General features: G+C 47.8%; 26 protein-coding genes and 1 pseudogene. All 27 read right to left on the bottom strand.

Annotated elements, in window-relative coordinates; translation table 11 throughout:
- Window positions 1-35: 35 nt before the first annotated feature.
- Window positions 36-479: a hypothetical protein gene (locus U5R06_03385; protein ID MDZ7721879.1), complete on the bottom strand. Its 444-nt coding sequence runs from the start codon at window positions 477-479 to the stop codon at window positions 36-38.
- Window positions 480-492: 13 nt separating this feature from the next.
- Entirely contained in the window at window positions 493-1,719 is a 1,227-nt protein-coding gene (locus U5R06_03380) for a glycosyl hydrolase (GenBank protein MDZ7721878.1), read from the bottom strand.
- 62 nt (window positions 1,720-1,781) lie between these two features.
- Window positions 1,782-2,072 carry a hypothetical protein gene (locus U5R06_03375; GenBank protein ID MDZ7721877.1) on the bottom strand — a complete coding sequence of 97 codons (291 nt, stop codon included), beginning with the start codon at window positions 2,070-2,072 and terminating at the stop codon, window positions 1,782-1,784.
- 27 nt (window positions 2,073-2,099) lie between these two features.
- Entirely contained in the window at window positions 2,100-2,756 is a 657-nt protein-coding gene (locus U5R06_03370) for a hypothetical protein (GenBank protein ID MDZ7721876.1), read from the bottom strand.
- Complete coding sequence (locus U5R06_03365; GenBank protein ID MDZ7721875.1) at window positions 2,753-3,400, bottom strand: hypothetical protein; 648 nt, start codon at window positions 3,398-3,400, stop codon at window positions 2,753-2,755. Before U5R06_03365 ends, U5R06_03370 begins: the two co-directional genes overlap by 4 nt.
- Before the next feature lie 11 nt (window positions 3,401-3,411).
- Complete coding sequence (locus U5R06_03360) at window positions 3,412-3,942, bottom strand: T9SS type A sorting domain-containing protein (GenBank protein MDZ7721874.1); 531 nt, start codon at window positions 3,940-3,942, stop codon at window positions 3,412-3,414.
- A complete protein-coding gene (locus U5R06_03355; protein ID MDZ7721873.1) occupies window positions 3,942-4,580 on the bottom strand; it encodes a hypothetical protein in 639 nt (212 codons plus the stop codon). Before U5R06_03355 ends, U5R06_03360 begins: the two co-directional genes overlap by 1 nt.
- Before the next feature lie 45 nt (window positions 4,581-4,625).
- Window positions 4,626-4,859: a hypothetical protein gene (locus U5R06_03350; protein ID MDZ7721872.1), complete on the bottom strand. Its 234-nt coding sequence runs from the start codon at window positions 4,857-4,859 to the stop codon at window positions 4,626-4,628.
- Between the two features lie 23 nt (window positions 4,860-4,882).
- Window positions 4,883-5,446 carry a hypothetical protein gene (locus U5R06_03345; protein MDZ7721871.1) on the bottom strand — a complete coding sequence of 188 codons (564 nt, stop codon included), beginning with the start codon at window positions 5,444-5,446 and terminating at the stop codon, window positions 4,883-4,885.
- Window positions 5,443-6,141: a DUF5060 domain-containing protein gene (locus tag U5R06_03340; protein ID MDZ7721870.1), complete on the bottom strand. Its 699-nt coding sequence runs from the start codon at window positions 6,139-6,141 to the stop codon at window positions 5,443-5,445. The genes U5R06_03345 and U5R06_03340 overlap by 4 nt, the downstream gene beginning before the upstream one ends.
- A 137-nt stretch (window positions 6,142-6,278) precedes the next feature.
- The gene (locus U5R06_03335) at window positions 6,279-6,449 is read right to left on the bottom strand and encodes a hypothetical protein (GenBank protein ID MDZ7721869.1); all 171 of its coding nucleotides are present in this window, start codon (window positions 6,447-6,449) and stop codon (window positions 6,279-6,281) included.
- A 2-nt stretch (window positions 6,450-6,451) separates the two neighbouring features.
- On the bottom strand, window positions 6,452-6,715 hold the full coding sequence (locus U5R06_03330; protein ID MDZ7721868.1) for a hypothetical protein: 264 nt from the start codon (window positions 6,713-6,715) through the stop codon (window positions 6,452-6,454).
- 75 nt (window positions 6,716-6,790) lie between these two features.
- A complete protein-coding gene (locus tag U5R06_03325) occupies window positions 6,791-7,324 on the bottom strand; it encodes a hypothetical protein (GenBank protein MDZ7721867.1) in 534 nt (177 codons plus the stop codon).
- A complete protein-coding gene (locus U5R06_03320; GenBank protein ID MDZ7721866.1) occupies window positions 7,315-7,926 on the bottom strand; it encodes a metallophosphoesterase in 612 nt (203 codons plus the stop codon). Before U5R06_03320 ends, U5R06_03325 begins: the two co-directional genes overlap by 10 nt.
- 172 nt (window positions 7,927-8,098) lie before the next feature.
- Window positions 8,099-9,263: pseudogene (locus tag U5R06_03315) on the bottom strand (glycosidase).
- A 24-nt stretch (window positions 9,264-9,287) separates the two neighbouring features.
- Window positions 9,288-9,581 carry an AGE family epimerase/isomerase gene (locus U5R06_03310; GenBank protein MDZ7721865.1) on the bottom strand — a complete coding sequence of 98 codons (294 nt, stop codon included), beginning with the start codon at window positions 9,579-9,581 and terminating at the stop codon, window positions 9,288-9,290.
- Window positions 9,578-9,844: a hypothetical protein gene (locus tag U5R06_03305; GenBank protein MDZ7721864.1), complete on the bottom strand. Its 267-nt coding sequence runs from the start codon at window positions 9,842-9,844 to the stop codon at window positions 9,578-9,580. The genes U5R06_03310 and U5R06_03305 overlap by 4 nt, the downstream gene beginning before the upstream one ends.
- A gap of 301 nt (window positions 9,845-10,145) precedes the next feature.
- Window positions 10,146-10,487 carry a hypothetical protein gene (locus U5R06_03300; GenBank protein MDZ7721863.1) on the bottom strand — a complete coding sequence of 114 codons (342 nt, stop codon included), beginning with the start codon at window positions 10,485-10,487 and terminating at the stop codon, window positions 10,146-10,148.
- Window positions 10,488-10,688: 201 nt separating this feature from the next.
- Complete coding sequence (locus tag U5R06_03295) at window positions 10,689-11,006, bottom strand: hypothetical protein (protein ID MDZ7721862.1); 318 nt, start codon at window positions 11,004-11,006, stop codon at window positions 10,689-10,691.
- Window positions 11,007-11,073: 67 nt separating this feature from the next.
- Window positions 11,074-11,571, bottom strand: a complete 498-nt coding sequence (locus tag U5R06_03290) for a hypothetical protein (GenBank protein MDZ7721861.1) — start codon at window positions 11,569-11,571, stop codon at window positions 11,074-11,076.
- Window positions 11,552-12,307 carry a cellulase family glycosylhydrolase gene (locus U5R06_03285; protein ID MDZ7721860.1) on the bottom strand — a complete coding sequence of 252 codons (756 nt, stop codon included), beginning with the start codon at window positions 12,305-12,307 and terminating at the stop codon, window positions 11,552-11,554. Before U5R06_03285 ends, U5R06_03290 begins: the two co-directional genes overlap by 20 nt.
- A gap of 12 nt (window positions 12,308-12,319) precedes the next feature.
- Complete coding sequence (locus U5R06_03280; protein ID MDZ7721859.1) at window positions 12,320-13,153, bottom strand: hypothetical protein; 834 nt, start codon at window positions 13,151-13,153, stop codon at window positions 12,320-12,322.
- A 27-nt stretch (window positions 13,154-13,180) separates the two neighbouring features.
- Window positions 13,181-13,513 (bottom strand): peptidylprolyl isomerase, encoded by a 333-nt coding sequence (locus tag U5R06_03275; GenBank protein MDZ7721858.1) that lies wholly within the window; start codon window positions 13,511-13,513, stop codon window positions 13,181-13,183.
- Window positions 13,488-13,769 (bottom strand): hypothetical protein, encoded by a 282-nt coding sequence (locus U5R06_03270; GenBank protein ID MDZ7721857.1) that lies wholly within the window; start codon window positions 13,767-13,769, stop codon window positions 13,488-13,490. The genes U5R06_03275 and U5R06_03270 overlap by 26 nt, the downstream gene beginning before the upstream one ends.
- A 91-nt stretch (window positions 13,770-13,860) precedes the next feature.
- Complete coding sequence (locus tag U5R06_03265) at window positions 13,861-15,429, bottom strand: hypothetical protein (protein MDZ7721856.1); 1,569 nt, start codon at window positions 15,427-15,429, stop codon at window positions 13,861-13,863.
- On the bottom strand, window positions 15,416-17,479 hold the full coding sequence (locus U5R06_03260; protein ID MDZ7721855.1) for a hypothetical protein: 2,064 nt from the start codon (window positions 17,477-17,479) through the stop codon (window positions 15,416-15,418). The genes U5R06_03265 and U5R06_03260 overlap by 14 nt, the downstream gene beginning before the upstream one ends.
- 20 nt (window positions 17,480-17,499) lie before the next feature.
- Window positions 17,500-18,570, bottom strand: coding sequence for a PorV/PorQ family protein (locus U5R06_03255; GenBank protein ID MDZ7721854.1), 1,071 nt, complete (start codon window positions 18,568-18,570; stop codon window positions 17,500-17,502).
- Between the last annotated feature and the right edge of the window lie 4 nt (window positions 18,571-18,574).

Here is an 18,574-nt window from a genome sequence, read left to right as displayed (position 1 = left end):
GACTTGAACCGTTCAGGGAATACGATTCAGATACGTTACCGTAAAGATCCCGTGCTCGAATATACAGTGTAAACTGCTCCCTGTTGAGCGCTCAATATAGCGCTGTGCTGGCGTCCGCCCTGACCTTCCCCGAACTCGTGGGGCATGTCTTGCCACTCGACATCTGTTCTTTCGTAACGCAGATCCGCCCGTTCATTGGTTTCCGCATTGATTGAAATGTTTAGGTGGGTCGCGACAAAGGGATTCTCATGCAAAAGCGTCAGCACAGGCGGGGTTTCATCCGCCTGAGGAAAACTGTACATATCTGTAAGATTTTGCTCAAACAAAGTGAACGGATCATGGTAAAAGTCAAGAAAATCGGAGACACTCGAGTGTCCCGGGTACGGCGCAAAATGATGGGACGTGCTTTCGTTGCGCCAGACCGCGGCATAGGCAATAGAGGTTGCCAGCGAGTCATATTTGAGAGGCTGTAAAAGCACATCCGTAAACCAGTCATGGCTTCAGACCTTCCTGCCCCACTTCGGTCAATGCCGGTAATTTGTTGCGCGCGTTGGCATGTTCCACCACTTTATGCAATCCAATGCGAAACTGATCTCTGGCCATTTTGGAAACAGGATGAGAAAAATAATTATCGGTGCCGAAAATATCCACATACTCATCTCCGGGATAGACATCAAAATAATCATCACCCTGATCAATGTGATTCAGCGACGGTGAAAAGGCCCAGATCAGGTTATGCACATTCAGGCTGTCGCGCATATAGTCCACTGTAAATTGCCATAGGGTGTTGTACTCTGATTTCGTACAATGGGCTGCCCCCCACCAGAACCAGTCTCCCAGATGTTCATGATACGGGCGGAAAATAACGGGGATGGACTCGCCGGTATCTCCGCGCAAGCTCTTGAGAAAAAGCGCCAGACGTCTCAGCTTTTCTTTATAATCCGAGTGGCGCTCACCGCCCGGGATTATCGTTTCAACAATACGTTCATTATTGATCCGATCCGCATAAAAATGTCGGTCATCCGGATCATATTGATGCCATGAAAAGGTGATAATGCCACCGCGTCGATAGGCAGACGTCAAACGATAGCGCATTCTCTCGACCTGCAGCCCGCGGGTAATTTTATTGGCATCTTCACTGTACAAAGCCGGATAATCTCCGCAAACATCTTTGACATCGCTTCGGTCATCATCACCGCTCCAGCCGACACCATAACCGGTTACATCATGCATACCGAAAACAAGCCCTTTGCCGGCTGATTGCAGTAAATTTCCGTAAAGATATCGGGTTTCTTTGGTGGCATGGGGATCCACCAGGCCCATCTCGGAGGCATTTACAGAGGCCTCCAGAGTAGCGCAGGCATCATACAGATCCCAGACCATAGCTTTTACTGTATCAGGCGGGGCATCGTCCTGCTCATAGACCTGCCGGGCAGCATTGATTGCAGCCTGCAAATCAGCTTTTGATCCCGCAGGGAACTCGCCTTCTCCGCCGCCTTTGACCGTGTTCTCATACAAGGCTGTTGCCTGCTGAAGCGCAAGCTCAAGTGCGGTATAGGCCGGGGTTTGAATTACACTGACCGAATCGCCGATGGCAAGATCATCGAAACAGATCGTTCCCTGTTTGGTCACTGTGGTGCCGCCGTCCAGATACATATAGATGCGATTCAGCGCGGCGCCGTCATGTTGTGTCAACTCGAACGTAATAGTGTGCCACAAAATGATCGGAGCACCAGCATCTATCGCAGCCAGCCGTCATTGCCGTTTTCATACAAATCGGTTTAAAGGTGAGTATCTGTCGAAATATTTGATTTCACCCGCACGGAAATATACGGCTTGTTCGTCGCTGTAGACCGGGGCGGGATAAAGTTGAACCCATCCAGGGCGTCGCTTTCTGCATCGCGCGTATAGGTAATTTCCAAAGCGCTGTCAACAACGGCAAGTGCGAATGTATGGCTGTGCGGAGATTCCCAGCCGGCCAGATCATGATCATTAAAATTTTCTAAAAAACCTGTTACCTGTGCAAAAAGAAGCACAGGACCGAACACGAACAAACAAAGATAGCGTAGCATACGGCCGCCTTTATTGAATGAGTTGTTTTAATGTTGTGCTGTGACTGCGCAGAATCTCCAACGTGGTGGAATCTCCGGCAAATACGGAGTTCTCGTTCCCTGGGGTTCCTGCGGCGGATCACCGACAAGATCATCACCCTGCTGCCAAAACGGCTCCTGAATTGGGTCACGCGCTTTGCCATATCCGCCCCAGGCCCAGAAATTTGATCCGGCCAGAGGTGACCCGGATTCAACGCCTTGATAGATCTTGTCAAACACTGTTTTAAAATATTTGTCCCGCCATTGGGTTGTCGCCTCTGGAGAATAGGAATGACCGTCACGCGGAATCCCAAATTCCTCGAACGTAACCGGTTTGCCGACCTGTCTCGCATATTCAATATGCTGATTCAGATAGTCGAGTGCATTCTGCTCAGCGATGGGATAGGTTTCTTCCGGCTTTTGCGGATCGAACCAGCCCAAATTCGATATCCGGAGATGAAAGGTCATGTAATCGATATTCCCGGACTGATGGGTCTCGAGATAGCAGCGTTCGGATTCGAGCGAGCCCTTGAGGCCTTCGTTTCCGGTTGAGACCAGGTGATTGGGATCAAGGGATTTGATATAAGCGGCTGTTTCATCGGACCCCATAGGATAAACCGGTCGATATGCTGATCCTGATCTTTCCCGGTCTGGGGCGCGGTTCATTGGCAAGATCGCCAGGACGTGATGGTCGGACACATCTTGTACAATCGGTCGTTGACTGTATTTTCTCGATTGATAAGCATTTTGATATAATCACGATACGCCTGATTGGCCTGTTCATGCGCGTAAAATTGTCCGCTGTAGAGCATAAATGTATGCCAGTCATACTCTTTTAGAAACGGATTGGGCATGGTTTCATTTTCACACCACGACACATACTGCGCCATACCGCCGCTCCATACCCAGTAATTATTGAGATAAATCACGGCCACCATATCACGTTTGCTCATTTCATTTAGAAGAAAATCCAGGCCCCGAAGCACATCTTCATTATACACTCCAAGGGATGTCTGAAACGCCGGTTTAACGGTATTGAAATATTCGGTTTGTTCCGACGCCCGAGGACACGCAGATTGGTCACTCCCGAGCGATTGCAGATCAAGCTCCCGTATCAAGCGTTCACGATCTCCCTGATTGCCTTGCATCCCGAGATTTGCGCCGTACCAGACGTTGGTACCGAGAAAATAATAAGGTTTGCCGTCTTTGATAAATTGTGTTCCTTCAACTTTTACAAAATCGGTTTGTTGCGTCATGGAAGCGCAGGCCATAAACATCAGAGCTGATACAAGAACAATGATCCGTTTCATAGAAAAGCCTTTCATTTTAAGAGTAAACATTTTTTACTGAGCGTTTTGTCTTTGGTTTGCAGCCTGATAAAATAAACTCCGGTTTCTGCATTTTCAGCATTCCAAACCAGATTATGTACACCGGCGTTCTGATACTCCTTGACTAACAATTTTACAGTTTGTCCGCGTACATTCATCACAGATATTTTTAAAAGTCCGGATTTTGGCAACCGGTAGGTCATCCGGGTTGAGGCGTTAAATGGATTCGGATAAACCGGAGATAAATAAAAATCATCCGGAACGATAGCCGGTTTTTCTTTTACGCCTGTACTCAATCCGGTCGAAAACAGAATACTATCCAGAACAATCACACCCAATCCGCTCCCCCCGATGCCGGGCAGCACGTTAAAGGCCAGTTCGTTTAAATTCTCAAGATCGATTTGCGTCGCCGTGTCAGAAGCTGTGAATTGATCCAATGGAATAGAGATATACACAGGCTCCCGGTTTGAGAGAACAGCCTGCGGCTGATACGTCCAATAGCGGCCGTTTTTTTCTTTCAGCATTACCACAAAATCCCGGTTTGAAGCTCGTCCGGTTTCAGCCAGAATCGGATGGATTTTGCTGCAGAAAAATCACGGTCATGCAACTTTTTTACCAAGGCAGCATACGGCGCATAACCGCTTCCGACGCCATAGCTCACCCTCAGAGCATACGGATCGGTATCCACGTGTTCCGATTCCAACCTGAACTGCAGTTGTGTACCGGAGCGTATACTCCAGGCCGATTCGACTGTGGCCTGATTTTGATAAGCATCAAATGAATCCACAGTCATACGGTCTGTGATCAGGACCTCGACCGTATCGTTCACCAAACCATCGGATGCAGCAATTATTGTTGCAGCGCCGGTCTCCGGGGTGGCGTGGAGATCAATACATGCCACACCATTTTTCACCACCTGTGTTGTTTCTCCGGAAAATTCGCCGGGACCGGTTTTTTGGAATTCCACGCCGGGAGCAGCCTCACGACACAATCGACCCTCCCGATCAAGAAGATAACAGCAAAGCCGGGACGCAAAAGACTCTTGATTTAAAATTCGCGGCGGTTCCGCCGTCAGGCTCAATTGATAGGGCTCAGTGCCGTCCTGGATCGGAGAGGAGAAAAAGCGATATCCGGTATCGGTTTTGAGCGAGCTCGGGCACACGCAGTGTCAATACCCCATCGGAACCCGCGCCAATTTGGGTCGAAATCAGTTTACCGGACCAGGGTCATACCATTGGACAGAATAGGACGTATCCGGCACATTCTTTAGTTTGACCAACGTTCGGGACACATCAAGACCATATTGCTGACGCAGCCAGCCAAACGCTGTTCCGTCCGCGTGCATAGCCGCGGCATCGCAATCCGCCGCGCTGATATCCGCAGGCTGGAACGGAATATGCGCGTAATCAATGTGTTTGACAATTTCAGCAAAAGCATTCATTTGCTCCATAACATCACGGGTCATCAGTTGTTTGGAGCCGAAATCGCCGGCCACCACACGGGAGTAGCAGCCAGTCCGTTCGCCCAGCTTGCCCAGAGTGCATTATGAAACATTTGCGTATATTCGGGCGTGCCTCCGCCAAAGTCGCCGTAATTATCCGTATAACCGGCTTCGCCCAGAATAGCCGGCTGTTCAAAATCATTCCACATTTGACGGGTGACATTGGAATAAGTATATACGCTGCTGCGCAACGGATTACCGCCATAGGGCGCCAGCCAGCCGGTTTCATACATGTGTACATTCGATATATCCACCTCGGCATAGCCCTCGGGCCAGTATTGTCCGCCGCTCATAGAAGCGGTGGTGGGCCGCCCCGTTGGATCATGGGCTTTGAAAAAATCATGTACCCGGCCGACCCAGCGCCGGGCGTCATCCCGGCGTCCGTTTTGCCAGCCGTCGGTGCCGTTGATTTCATTGACAATTTCCCAAATCCCCAGAGCACGACTGTATCCCCAGCGTGCTATCAGATAGCGGTACTGCCGTTCCTGATACGTCCATGCCTCCTCACTGCTCCAGAAATCATTCACAGATGTAATGCTATTATAAGGATTGTTATGCCATTGATGCGCCCAGACCGTATTGGACAGCAAATATGCGGCCAAATCGCAAACATCATTTTCAGATTCCGCTCTTCAGACCATTCGATGAGCTGATCAATACGTCCGCATTTTTCCTGATCATAGCGTCCGAGACCGGATTGCATGGATTCGATGATACGAATCTCTCCGCCGTACGGGATATTCCAGTATCCCCAGAAATTGGCGCCGTATTCCTCCAATTGTCCGAGTCCGGAAGACCCGTTACTGACACCCCAGGGGTAATAGGGTCCGACCCCATAGAACGACGTTCCGTCATCATGCATAAAGTAGTGCGGATGATCCGGAGAAACTTTGATCCAGCCGTGATAATCGGATTCAGACACCTGAAAATGAAACAGCTCTGTAGAGGTATTCCCCGAGGAGGCCTGAGCGAGTAACCGATAGCTCCAGGCGCCGGTTTCGTTGGCGGCAAACCGGACTTTCCAGATATTTTGGTTTTGATAATCATCATAAAATCCATATTGATTCCATTCCTTGCCGGAGGGCGCGACAAAAACCCCTCTCACATCAATCTCTTCAGGATTATAGGGGTTGTCATAGTCGGCTTTTTCAATATGAAAGCGAATTTCGATTTTTTCATACTTGCCCACCACGGTTGAATTTACATCAACAACATTGATCACCGGATCGGTTTGGGCAGAGAGTGTTGCTGTTGTCGTGTGGAGAAGACGAAGTAATCGAAATCCAGCAAATGGATGTATACATTGCTCTATTCAAAAAGTCCATACAACTCCTTTTAAACCAGATTCTCAACTTCTATTTATTCAACCCGATCAAAACATCCGGAAGCCTCATAAGCTGATTCACTTGTCCATGGCGGACGCCACCATAAAACAGCCGGCTTGGTATTGGTTTCACGATCCCGGTCCATATAAGCGACATTCAGCCGGAATGATTCTGGTCCTGAGACATGAGCGATTTTGATTTCCATTCTCATTCCGTCCCTTGTTTAGGCGCAGGCAAATGCTTGCGGCCCAGGTTCACTTTGTCACGGATTATCATCTGACCCTCTTTTCCGGGCGCAATTTCGATTGAATACAGCGGCTTTGCTTGATTCGCAGAGAGCTCAGGTTGATTTTCACAGCGGGAAAAATGAATGATAAATTTATCCTGTAAATGATCAATAGAATCCGCGGTTAGTATCTGTTCATCGACAGCCTCTGCTGCAATATAAATATGGCTGGAATCATGCATCACAGCAAATTTGAACCAACTGTCCTCCTCGCCGGTCCGGGCCCAGTCTTCCTTGATCCATTGAGGTGTTTTGGCGCATCAAAAACCGCGCCTTTCGGCGACTGCGCATCCAGACAGGGCATTCGGTGGTCGCAGATCAGGCCGGAAGTCGCACGAGTGCCGCCAGTCTATCAGCAGCTTCCTGGAGGCGGATAAACTGATCGGATTTTTTGATGTTTCGAAATAGGCGGCCTTTAACTGCACCACAGGCAGATGATCCTGCAGATCCCGGATAGAAACCGGATTTTCCGCAGCCAACGTGATGGGGATGTCGATCTGTTCTTGTGCCGCTACGGTGGTATCCACATACCCGGGTTCATATTCCAGATCCGACCGCTCAAAGGTGCCGGTAATATGCATCGGGGGTTCAGCCCTGTTGATAAGCGACAAAGAGGTATTCAGTTTTTTGAAATACTCTCCGGGGTGAACCACCGGCTTGATGCGAAACCAGTTTTCGTTCCGCAGTGCAGTAACCACAGGATAGGTCTTTTCCGTGACAATATTGTCGCCTAAAATACCATCCAGAGTAATGACAGCGTTTTGAGGTCCATCCGGAGTCATGGTCACCCACATGATGTGATCAATCTCTCCCGATCGTTGGCCGCGCGGCCTGCGCTACCGCCTCCGGTAGTCCCGAGTACGTAATGGCGCCGGCCGTGACGTTCGGCTTTGAGATAGTGATGGTGATGACCGGAATATACCGTATAGTCCCGCCCGGCCAGAACCTCTTCCAGCGCATCATAGCCGCCTTTCTGGTGACGGTGCGGGACGATGCATGAGAGCAAGTCCGTTACATCATGATACTTTTTTAAAATCCGGGTAAAATAGTTGATCTGTGCGGCATCGATTCGTGAATCCGGTTCGGTATTCAGCATCAAAAACAGCACATCTTTGTAGACAAAATAATAATACGACCGGCCAAACCGACGTTCCCATTCCGTACGCATCCATTCATTGCTGATGTCATGATTGCCGGGCAGATAAAAAAACGGTAAAGTTAACTTTTGTATGATATCGTTAAATTCCGACCATTGTTCATGTAAATAGGTAGAATCCGTTGTATAACCGTCGACCAGATCCCCAACGGAAAGGACAATATCCGGTTGAAGTCGATTGACGTTGTCTACAGCGGAACGAAACACTCCGCCTCTCATACCGCCTGTCCGGTCTGCCATGATCACCATACGAAGCGGTGCATCATCGGCCCGGAAGCATTACAGGCATTTTATCGTCTCAATGGGGAATGCACCTTAACAAACGAAACACGACTCAAGATTATTCCCCGGATCAGGAACAACCAGTGCAATTTGATTTTACGGCCATGATTTTTCAATTGTCGAACCACATCTATTTTTGATTGTTTTTTATCAGCTGAATGCGCTGTTGAACGCATGCATAGGACCGGCCGCCGTCTTGCGGGGTGTTCATGGTATAATCCACAAGCTTGTCCACCGTGCTGCGGACCACGTGCATGCGGGTATCGGAAGAACCATAGTAAATGAACAACTCACCATTGTCCCGGGCCACCCAGCCGTTGCTGAAGACCACATTCGATACATCGCCCACGCGTTCATCATATTGGGGGGCGAGGAAATAACCGCCGGGCTGAAAAATCAATCGGGTCGGGTCATTGAGTGGTAGTGAACACCGTCAACATAACGCAGTCCGGCGGCGCAGCCGCGCACACCATGCGCCAAATGCAGCCAGCCGTGCGGCGTTTTGATCGGAGCCGGTCCGAGCCCGTTTTTGGATTCTTTGATGGTATGATAGGCGCGTTCTTCAATCACGGTTTCCTGTTCAATGACCGGATTTGTAATATCCTCAGCCAGACCCATCCAATTCCGCCGCCGGATCCGGCCTGGATAAAATCATCCTGTGGACGGGTGTAAAAGGCGTATTTTCCGTCGACAAATTCCGGATGCAGCACCACATTACGCTGCTGCGGAGACGGGGTTTTGAGATCAGGGAGACGTTCCCACTCGTTTAAATCGCGGGTGCGTGCAATTCCGGCCTGTGCGACAGCTGAAGATAAATCTCCCGGAGGCGCATTCGGGTCTTTGCGTTCGGTGCAGAACACGCCATAGATCCAGCCGTCTTCATGGCGGGTCAAACGCATGTCGTAAACATTCACATCCGGTTCGCTGGTTTCCGGCATCACAACCGGGAATTCTCGAAAACGAAATTTATCAACACCTGACTCGCTTTCGGCGATCGCAAAAAACGATTTTCGGTCATTGCCCTCGACCCGAACAGCTAATGCAATTTTGCCGTCTATCTCGATAGCCCCGGCGTTAAAAGCAGCGTTTACACCCATCCGTTCCAGTAAAAAAGGATTGGTGTTCTCATTCAGATCATAGCGCCACTCAACCGGAGCATGTTTATCTATAACGATCGGATTTCGAAATCGAGTAAAAATGCCGTTTTCAGTCGGCAATTCCTCATTATTTTTGTCAATAAAGGCTTTATGTTCATCCAACAACTGTTTAACGGCTTGCTTAAAATCAGCTTTCATTTTTTACACCTTTTATTATTCTGTTCATTCATTTATTCGTCTGATAATTTCGAGACAGGCCCGGCTGTTATGATAAGGGCCCTTCCACTCGGATACCTTGTATTCATCAGCAGAGGGGTTGTGATTTTCGTCAATTCTGTAAAACCACTCCCCGTGTTTATGATCCACAATACGTTTCCGTATAAACTCCCAAATATCATCGGCGATGCTCAAATAAATGTCATCTTTGTTTATCTGATATGCATTCAAAAATCCAACCAGCGCCTCTGCCTGCACCCACCAATGAAAATCCGTATCGATCTCGCTTTTGCCATTCATCCGTAATAGATGCCATGATCTTTACTAGTGCCCTCGGCTGCGGTCACCTCGGCAACGCGCAGTGCCCATTGCCTGATTCTGTTCAACCGGTCATCATCAGCAATCACATCCACCGTTTCACATAAAAGCCAGCTGCCTTCAATATCATGTCCAAAAGATACATTCATGGATTTTGAATTCCATTTCTCATCAAAAAACAATTTAAAATGAGCGGTTTCCGGATCAATGATATGCTCAAGAAACGTATCGAGCAGACGTATCAATTGCTCTCTCAGTTCATGCGGCCAGGCCCGGTATAAATGAGTATAAGCCTGATGAAGATATGCAGATGCGTATTCATGGATTTCTTTTCATTCATATCAATGTCCTGAGTCTGGGATAGTTGCAAGCAAGAACAGTCCCGGTTTGCCGCCTCATAATATCCAGCATTCGCCTGATCAAAACTGTATTTTTCGATTAATGTATACAGGTCTTTGGCATGCTCAAGCGCCTGTTGCTCGCCGGATGTGGTGAGAAGATACCATGAGTCCGTAGTGGTAAAGGCCTGTCGTTGAATTTTTATTACTATTGACGAGGGTTGTCCCGGTGATCAAGCGTCCAATAGAATCCGCCGAGTTGCTTGTCGTAAAAAGTATCCATTAATATCCGGTAAATATCCCGGGCCCGGTTCAGCAATGCCGATTGTCCGCTTGCGCGATACAACGTTGAAAACGTCCATAGTAAGCGAGTGGTTAGAATCAGTGATACATTCGCATTCTTGATTATGCTTAAATCATTGCTGATGCAGCCATTGATTTGCTTTGCATCGTTCAAACAATGTGTATTCCAAAACGGTACAATATTGTTCCACAATTCTGTTTTAACAGACTCGCCAAAACGATGCAATTCATTATTCGAAATAGTCAATTTCAAGCCTCCCGATCTGAGCGTCATGGTTGAAAATAATTTTTATAAACCGGTATTTTTGCTGATTATTGTGATAGGTAGAGAGAATCGGAGGCAGATAATTATATTGCTCATGGATTTTGTAAACGATTCATCACTAGGTTGATGTTTTGGATTCCGCTAAGTTTTCAGACAGAAGCAGTTAAAACTTGGGGTTCCATCTTAGTAACGTTGAGCCCGCAGCCTGCGTATAAAACCCGGCACATAATAAACCAGTTCGCTGCCCGGTTTTCCTGTTAGACGATTCAAATCTTCCTTTGTTTGTCTGGCCTGTTTAGATTCAAAGGTAAAATCCCCTTTATGGAAATAGGTGTTTCCAAAGGACAAAAGTTCATCGACCATTGTTTTAGAGTCGGCTGAAACAGGTCCAACAGGTTTTGACGGTTCCGAGACTCCGGACTCGTTCACGGCCCGCGCCCGGTAATCATAAGCCAGTCCGGTTTCAAACGTGGTATCATTGTACAAGGAAAAGTACGCCACTTTTGCATCTGAGACCCGATGCGCAATCGTTACCCATTCGTTTTTTCCATGTAATGAACGTTCAAGTTTATAAGCACGGGCTCCAACCGAACCCTGCCAGCTGAGGTGACCTGGACCTGCCGCCGGCAGCATGACAGGTGCAGCGGGAACAGTTAAGCATCGGGGCTTGCCGACTCTCCTGAAAAGCAAATGCCCGGCTGCGCATGACCTCGAGAATTCCCTGTTCGGCATTCGCCGCACCCGAGGGAAAACCCGGAAAATGATAAGACTTGAACAGACCTCCAATCGCCGGTTCGGAATGTCGATAAAATCCACCATCCCGGTTATGAAATCTCAGGCTCCAATAGAGCGCACCGCAGACGCCGGGGTGATCTTTGACTTTATTGAGCAGACGATCCAGGGCAGGGGGCATCAACCATCCGAACTCGCCGATCAAATAAGGTTTTTTACCCTGAGCCCTTTCAGCATTTTCGAGGATATGCTCTTGCATACGCATGGGATGATTTTCATAGTGATGCGATGTCACAATATCGATATGCGGATTGTCAATGGATGCCTGCCGCAACCGGCTGCTCTGATGTCCATTCCACCACCAGGTGATTGGAATCCTGCGATTTGATGTATGCAGCCATTTCACTCGTCCATGCATCGGGACAACCGCCGAGTTCATTACCGGTTTCCCAGGCAAGAATGGCCTTGTCGTTTTTATAGCGAATACCGGTCAGGGTGTTTTTTCGATTGACCATAAATCGAATGGTCTCTTTAAAATCCTGTTTTATCTGCGGATCGGTCCAAAAGTCTTGCGGCTGTTTTCCGCGAAAAGCCGCATACTCTGCTTTGCCTCCCATCCAGCTCCAATTGTCGACGAATGGAATAATGACGCGAATACCGATCTCATTGGCCAGCGCCAGCACCTGATCCAGCGCCTGAAACGCCTCTTCATTGAATTCTCCCGGACCTTCCACATGACGCGGAATTTCCGGATCTTTGTCGGGTCTTCGGACGGTAATCGTATAGGTCCGTACCACCTGACCGCCCATTTGTTTTACAGAATTCAAAGCATCTTGAATTTCAAACGCATTGGGAAGCCGCCAAAAATTTGTGCTCTTGAACTGCATATTATCTTCTATACAAAGCAAATTGGGGACATTAAAAGACACAAAACGCAATACATTCTCACCTTCGTACAATTGATCTCCTTCTGCCGTCACAAAATGATCAAACTCGGAATCATTTGAAGCGGCAAACAGCAGCGCAACACTGACTATAAGGCAAAGAAATAAACCTGATATAAACTTCACGTATCACTCCCATTAATTTTTTAATTCATAGTTTGCTTCGGATTCCTGCGGACGATAAACGGATTCATAATAATGATGTATTCTGTCCGGGAATGTTTCTATCGTTATATCTTTTTGTAAAGAGTCCAGAAAAACAGGGACAGCATTTTGTTTCTTACGGCGTAGAATTTTTTCGTGCAAAACATCTGCCGTCGACTCGAAAGTGACGTTGGGATGCTGCGCTTTGACAGCGTTAAACTCTTTGCGGATTTCTGACTCTGTGACGTTAACCTGACTTACAAGTTGTCGTTTCAATTTTAATTGCAGGAGATATTCTCTGTAAAGTGTCGTCTGTGTTTTGACATCATCTTTGTTATAAAGTTCGAGTTGTTCGGCCTCGCGGGTGAGCAAAACATCGCGGCACACCACATCAAGCGCCTGTTTAAAGCCTTTAAACAGGAGATCATAAGGAACATATTCGAGAGCGGCCACAAATTCTCCAATCGTCAACTCCTCACCATTGATCATGGCCAATGGTTTGTTCCTATTATCCCAGAGAGAATTGGATATTTGATGATACTCTGCTTCCGAGAGCTGCCGTTCATACATCGCGTCATACTTTGACGGTTGGCGGGTAAAATGTTCTCCAAGACGGGTGCCGACCTGCTGCATGGTCTTTGGATATACCTTAATGTCCACGTTCTGCATCATACTGTCTATGACATTGGCAGCAATATAATCACCCAATTTGTATTCGGCAAGGTATCTGATCTTTTTTGCACGGCTTGCAAACGCCTGTTCCGTAACGATGGGAACAGTTTTATAATCCAGAACCTGAACGATATGATAACCATGCCGCGACTGCACCGGTTTAGAAACCGTTCCCGGCGCCAGTTAAAACGCCGTCATTGCCAGGGGGTAATCCAGTTCATCCCATTTGATCCATCCCAGGTCCCCGCCATTTTCACGCAGTTCAGCATCCTGATAGATCATCCGGGCCAGGCTATCAAACGGCACACCGGATGCAAGCAGGGAGCGCAATGAATCCGCTTTTTCTTTTGTATCAGCGAACAGATGCCGAACATGGCGCGATTCCTGCATATACTGATATACCCTTCTGACCTCTGTTTCACTGATATCAATTTTCGGCTGTATGACAGCCTGATAATGAGCATCCCGGCACTTTTTGTCACGATAGGCATCAGCGCCGGTATTCAAGATATTCATCCATCATTCCGGTTTCAGCTGCAACTCTTGCAATAAGACGACGGTTTATCAATTCCTGCAGAAAGGATTCGCGCAGGGATTCGCTGTCAAACGTATCCGGTGTTTTTAGCAGTTTCAGATAAGCCAGCCTGAATTCTTCAAGCGTGATCTCTTCATCAGCAAAGACTGCGACCGGCGTTTTATCCTGCTTGCTGCAGGCGCTCATAAAAAAAAGAACCGTCAATAATAATACGGTTATTTTGAGTCTATACATCATAATATACATTATTCAGTTGCTAAATAAAAATCAAAATCTCCAGAATCTTGCCGCTGCCTCAGGACAGCGGCGAGACTCTTCAGGGAGATCGTTATTTAATCACGAGCATGCGTCCGACGTGTTCCCCGATTCCCGGGGCGTCCACATGATAAACATAAACACCGTAAGCGAGATCCATATTATCCTTGGTCATCAGATCCCATTCTTCGGAGCCGTCGGTCATGCTGCTGTTGTGTTCGATCGTTTTGATCAAAGAACCGTCCAGGGAATAAATCCGGATGGTGCACTCTTGCGGCAAATGAATAAACTCTACCTTGCGCGGCCCGCGTCCGGATGTATACGGATTCTGAGGTTCCCAAACAGCAGTAACCACATAAGGATTGGGAACCACTTTGATACGGTTGAGACTGTTTTTGGCCTCTTCCTGATCAATCTTTTGGCCTTTAACCTTGAAGCGGAATTTGGTCTCGGACGTAAACGGGAAATCCGGATACAGACTCAGTGTATCCCCGGCGCCCAGTGTACGCCCATAGTGGTTGATGAATGTTGTATCTTCAACCGAATTATTAAGCAGACTAAAAGTGATGAGTGTCGAGTCATTGGGCAGTTTTTCAACAAAGATAAGGCGGTCTTTGGCCGAGAAAAATCCGGGATTTACCAGATCCTTGTCCACGGTCGCATCCACAACACCGAATGTGACCTCTTCCCCGCTCTGTTTATCATACACCTTGTAATTCACCTCAGCCGACGGCAGTGGATAGAGTGTTCCGGTAGAGGCCAGAGGAATACCGATTTGCTTTGTAGTGGTGACCAATTCATCAAAAAAGACGATTTCATATTGCCGCGGATAGGCCGTTCCCTGAACAAATCCGCCCAGGTTAAACCGGCCGAACAGCAGCTTATAGGTGGTATCCGGATCAATGTTCCGGCTCCATTGCGTACCGTTGTAAATATTTCGTTCAGGCATATGCACCCGACCGGCTTCCGGTACCCTGGCTGTTATTTTCAAGCTGTTTACAATGGTTGAGGCGGTTCTCGGATCACCGTCCCGATCATCAAACAGATTGCTCAGCAATATAGTTTCCCCGTTAAGCGATCGATAATTTTTAAACCAGACTGTATCAAACAGCACGGACCGGGTCAAATTCCGAAGCACAAAACCGGTGGTTTGATTGGGAATCAACTCGCTGGGATCATCCATATCGACCAATGTGTCAAAATCATTATCCCGGAAATCCATGGATTGATCCAAAAACTGAATTTCATATTCATCACCATCAACCAGCGAATCGGGGTCCAGAAAATCGACGCCAACCCAGCCATGTGACACACCGCTTCCCATCATATGCGGTTCTTTATCAAAATCGGGACCGTCATAACCGAGAGCCGGGGCGCTCGGTGTTACCGCCACGACGTTTTCTCCAAGCTGAATATTCCCGGCCTGATCCACATTTACAAATATTGTTGTTTCGGTGGGACCGATATTATTTTCAAGATCTCCCTTGTCATATGCGGTTACCGCGTAATAATAACGCATTCCATTGACAAGAGGTGAATCAACATAGGTATGAACCAGTCCGGTTTCGTTACCGAGATTAAACTGAACACCGGTGCCAAAACTTTCCGGGAAAAAGCCATAGACACTATCAATTTTTATCATAAATTTCCAAAGGCTCTTTAAACCGTTCATATCCGAGTCCATCGGTAATGCTGCCGGCATCTTCAAAGGTATGATGAGTCGCCCGATAGATTTTGTATCCTTCAAAATCATAAGCCTTGAGAAAACGGTCAAAGCTTTCTTCTGCGTGCCGGTCCCAGTACAGGGTCACTTTATTATTACCGGGAACAGCGCGCACCTGCGGTTTGAACGGCGCCAGTGCAAAATTATAATTTGAATCATATATTTTCTGTACGGTTACTTTGTTTCTTAAAATATCTTCCTCATCCCATCCGTACAACATGGCGACGGAAAAGAATTCCTTCTGAGACGGATTCAAAGGAAAATAACCGGAGGAAAAGACATAATCATAATCTGCTCGGGTTCTGGACTCTGTATCGAAATAACCGGGTCGTGACATATCCCACATTTGCGGATCATTGCTGTAGGTGATATCTCCATATTCATAAAACTTGAAACTGGTCAGACCGATCTGATCACTTTCATCGACATCCACCTGATCTATATTGGGTTCACCCGGCAAGTCTCCGGCTCCCGGTGTAGGCATGCCGTCTCCCTCACCCTGATCCCCGGTACCCGGTTTACCATCCAGTCCCACATCATCAAATTCAGAATCCCAATCGTTATCATTATCAATCCCGTCATCACGGCGTTCATCAATCATGGGATTATTCAGCCCCTCTCCGGTAATATAATTTTTAGCCAGATAATCCTGATCGTTATACAGGGGATGCCGAATGTATAGAAAATATTCAACCGAGTCCTGAGTCATGGCGCCGTCGCTCTCATCAATAAAACCATTCAGATTATCATCAAAACCGTTTCTCGGCTGTTCCGTCAAGGGAGCGTTGGGGCTGCGTCTGAAAACGCTGTCCCTGAGCGTAAAAGTCAAGCCCTCAGCAGGCATGGTGCTGACTGTGCGCTCATAATGTTCACTATCATAATCAATAAGGACAATTTCATCTCCAACATCATAGAATTTTGTAAACATATCCTGAGTGATCATCTGACCGCCGCCATAGCCTATAGCATCGCCGTCATTATCGATGCCGTCAAACGCATTGCCGGGACTCTCCAGAAATGCGAATCCCACCCAGGGTACGGGCGTGTATCCACGGGTTCCGGTATTATCGGAATCGTAATTCACGGCCAACGCTCTTTCACGGTAATACTTTGCCGCGTCATCATCGTAATCAGAATTCTCACCGATTAATCCGCCGCTGGAAGCGCCGACATTGGCCCCGAATACGGTTTGATCCAGACTCAGTTCACCAAAATTACGGATTTCATACAGCCAGAATATACAATCCTCAGCATCCGGATTCGACCACTGCAGTCCGCGCGCAGCCAGACGCAGTCCCAGACCGCCGCGGTCCGGTTCCGAAGGAACCGGTTCGGGAAGTTGGTAGCCGCGCACCAGTTTTTTGTACTGGTAGTCATCCAGGATAAAATAGCTTTCTTCATCGGCATTCAGCTGATCTTTGCCGAAATATCCATTCCAGCTGCCACTCCATCCCGGATCGTTCGAGTCTTCCTGCTTGTCCGGCCAGAACGGCGGCCAGGTAAACGGCATGTGACTCATGGCAACCGCATGCGACGGATCTTTTTCTTTCTGTGTAATATTCAGGTAACCGGGCAAAGGTTCAAACCCCAAAAATGTGCCCAATGAATCATGAGAAAACATATTGGGATCCCAACCCTGACAAAAAATCACCGGTGTTACATATTCAAAAGTTGAATCACCGGTGGCAGAATCCAGGCCGGCGAACACCCGCACATTACTCATCACATAGAACGATGTATTACCCATTTGTACCATACCGGTACCGATGGGCCATTCACCGCCGTACACTGTGCTCTGGTCACCTTTGATCCCCCCCATCATACCGTGATTGTAAAATGTGACACGCACCAGATTGCCGGCGTGCACATTTTCGGCGCGGTTGATTGCGTCTCCGTGCCCGATTTCTTCGGCAGAGGCCGCACTAAAACCGGCAAGTAGAATCAACACTGTCAATAATTTATAATTCATAACCAATCCTCTGTTCAACATTAAAATGAAAATAACAATGAAAATTTATTGTGATGATCCAAACGACCGTAATCCACATTTGCATAATCGAGATTCAGAACCGTATTTAGAATATTAAACCGGACCCCAAATCCGAATGTAAAGCCGCCCTCCCGGTCTTTAAGGAAAAGTTGCCGATATCCGGTGCGCAGAGCCAAAGCATTCCACACATCGATTTCGGTACCGACATTCAGATACTCCCGATTGTCATTGGGATGAACCGCATCCACGGCAACGATCCAGTCGTATTTCTCAAGATTGAAAAAATCACGTCCGATATTTGCGGATAAACCGACCCGGAACAGAACCGGCATCGGAAACCCGTCAGTGTCCAGATAGGCGTTAATATTTTCATTGTTTCCTGCATATTGTTCAGAGATATCATGCTGAATCAGCATATCGCGTCCCTGCATGCTCATATCCGTACCGAAATTGGTAATCGACATACCGATCTTTACGTTTCTAAAAAGCGCACGATACAGCAGCCCGACATCGAACGCAAATCCGGTAGCCTGAGCATGCCAGATGCTCTCGCCCACATATTTTACATTTCCACCGATTGCAAATCGGTCTGTGAGAGCGCGGGCAAATCCAACATTTACGGCGTAGGAATGTGCAGAGACCATTTCACCATTCCCGTCCGGTGACATGACCGTTGTTCGCTCCATATCCGGCATTCCCAAATATGAAAAAGATATGCCGAACGTTCCCAGATTTTGAATCGGCACCGCAGCGCCAAAATATTCAAAATAGATATCTGCCAGATAATCAAAATGGTTGAACACCATCTGGATATTGTCGATACGGTCCAGGGCGCCCGGATTCCAGTACAGGGCTGTCACATCCGTGGCCTGCGTGGTATACGCCTCTCCCATTCCCAGAGCGCGAGCTCCCACGCCGATTTTGAGAAAACTGGCGGCCGTTGTTCCCACACCGCTGACTGTCTGGGCCTGCAGCGATTGAGGGACAGCGGCCAAAAGGAATAATAATCCTGTCAACAGTCCACATCGGCCTGCTGTTTTTAGCTTATTTCTGATCGCTGTTAAATTCATAATC

The organism is candidate division KSB1 bacterium, from assembly GCA_034521575.1.
Taxonomy (GTDB): Bacteria; Zhuqueibacterota; Zhuqueibacteria; order Residuimicrobiales; family Krinioviventaceae; genus JAXHMJ01.
This window is presented reverse-complemented; position numbering and strand designations above follow the sequence as displayed.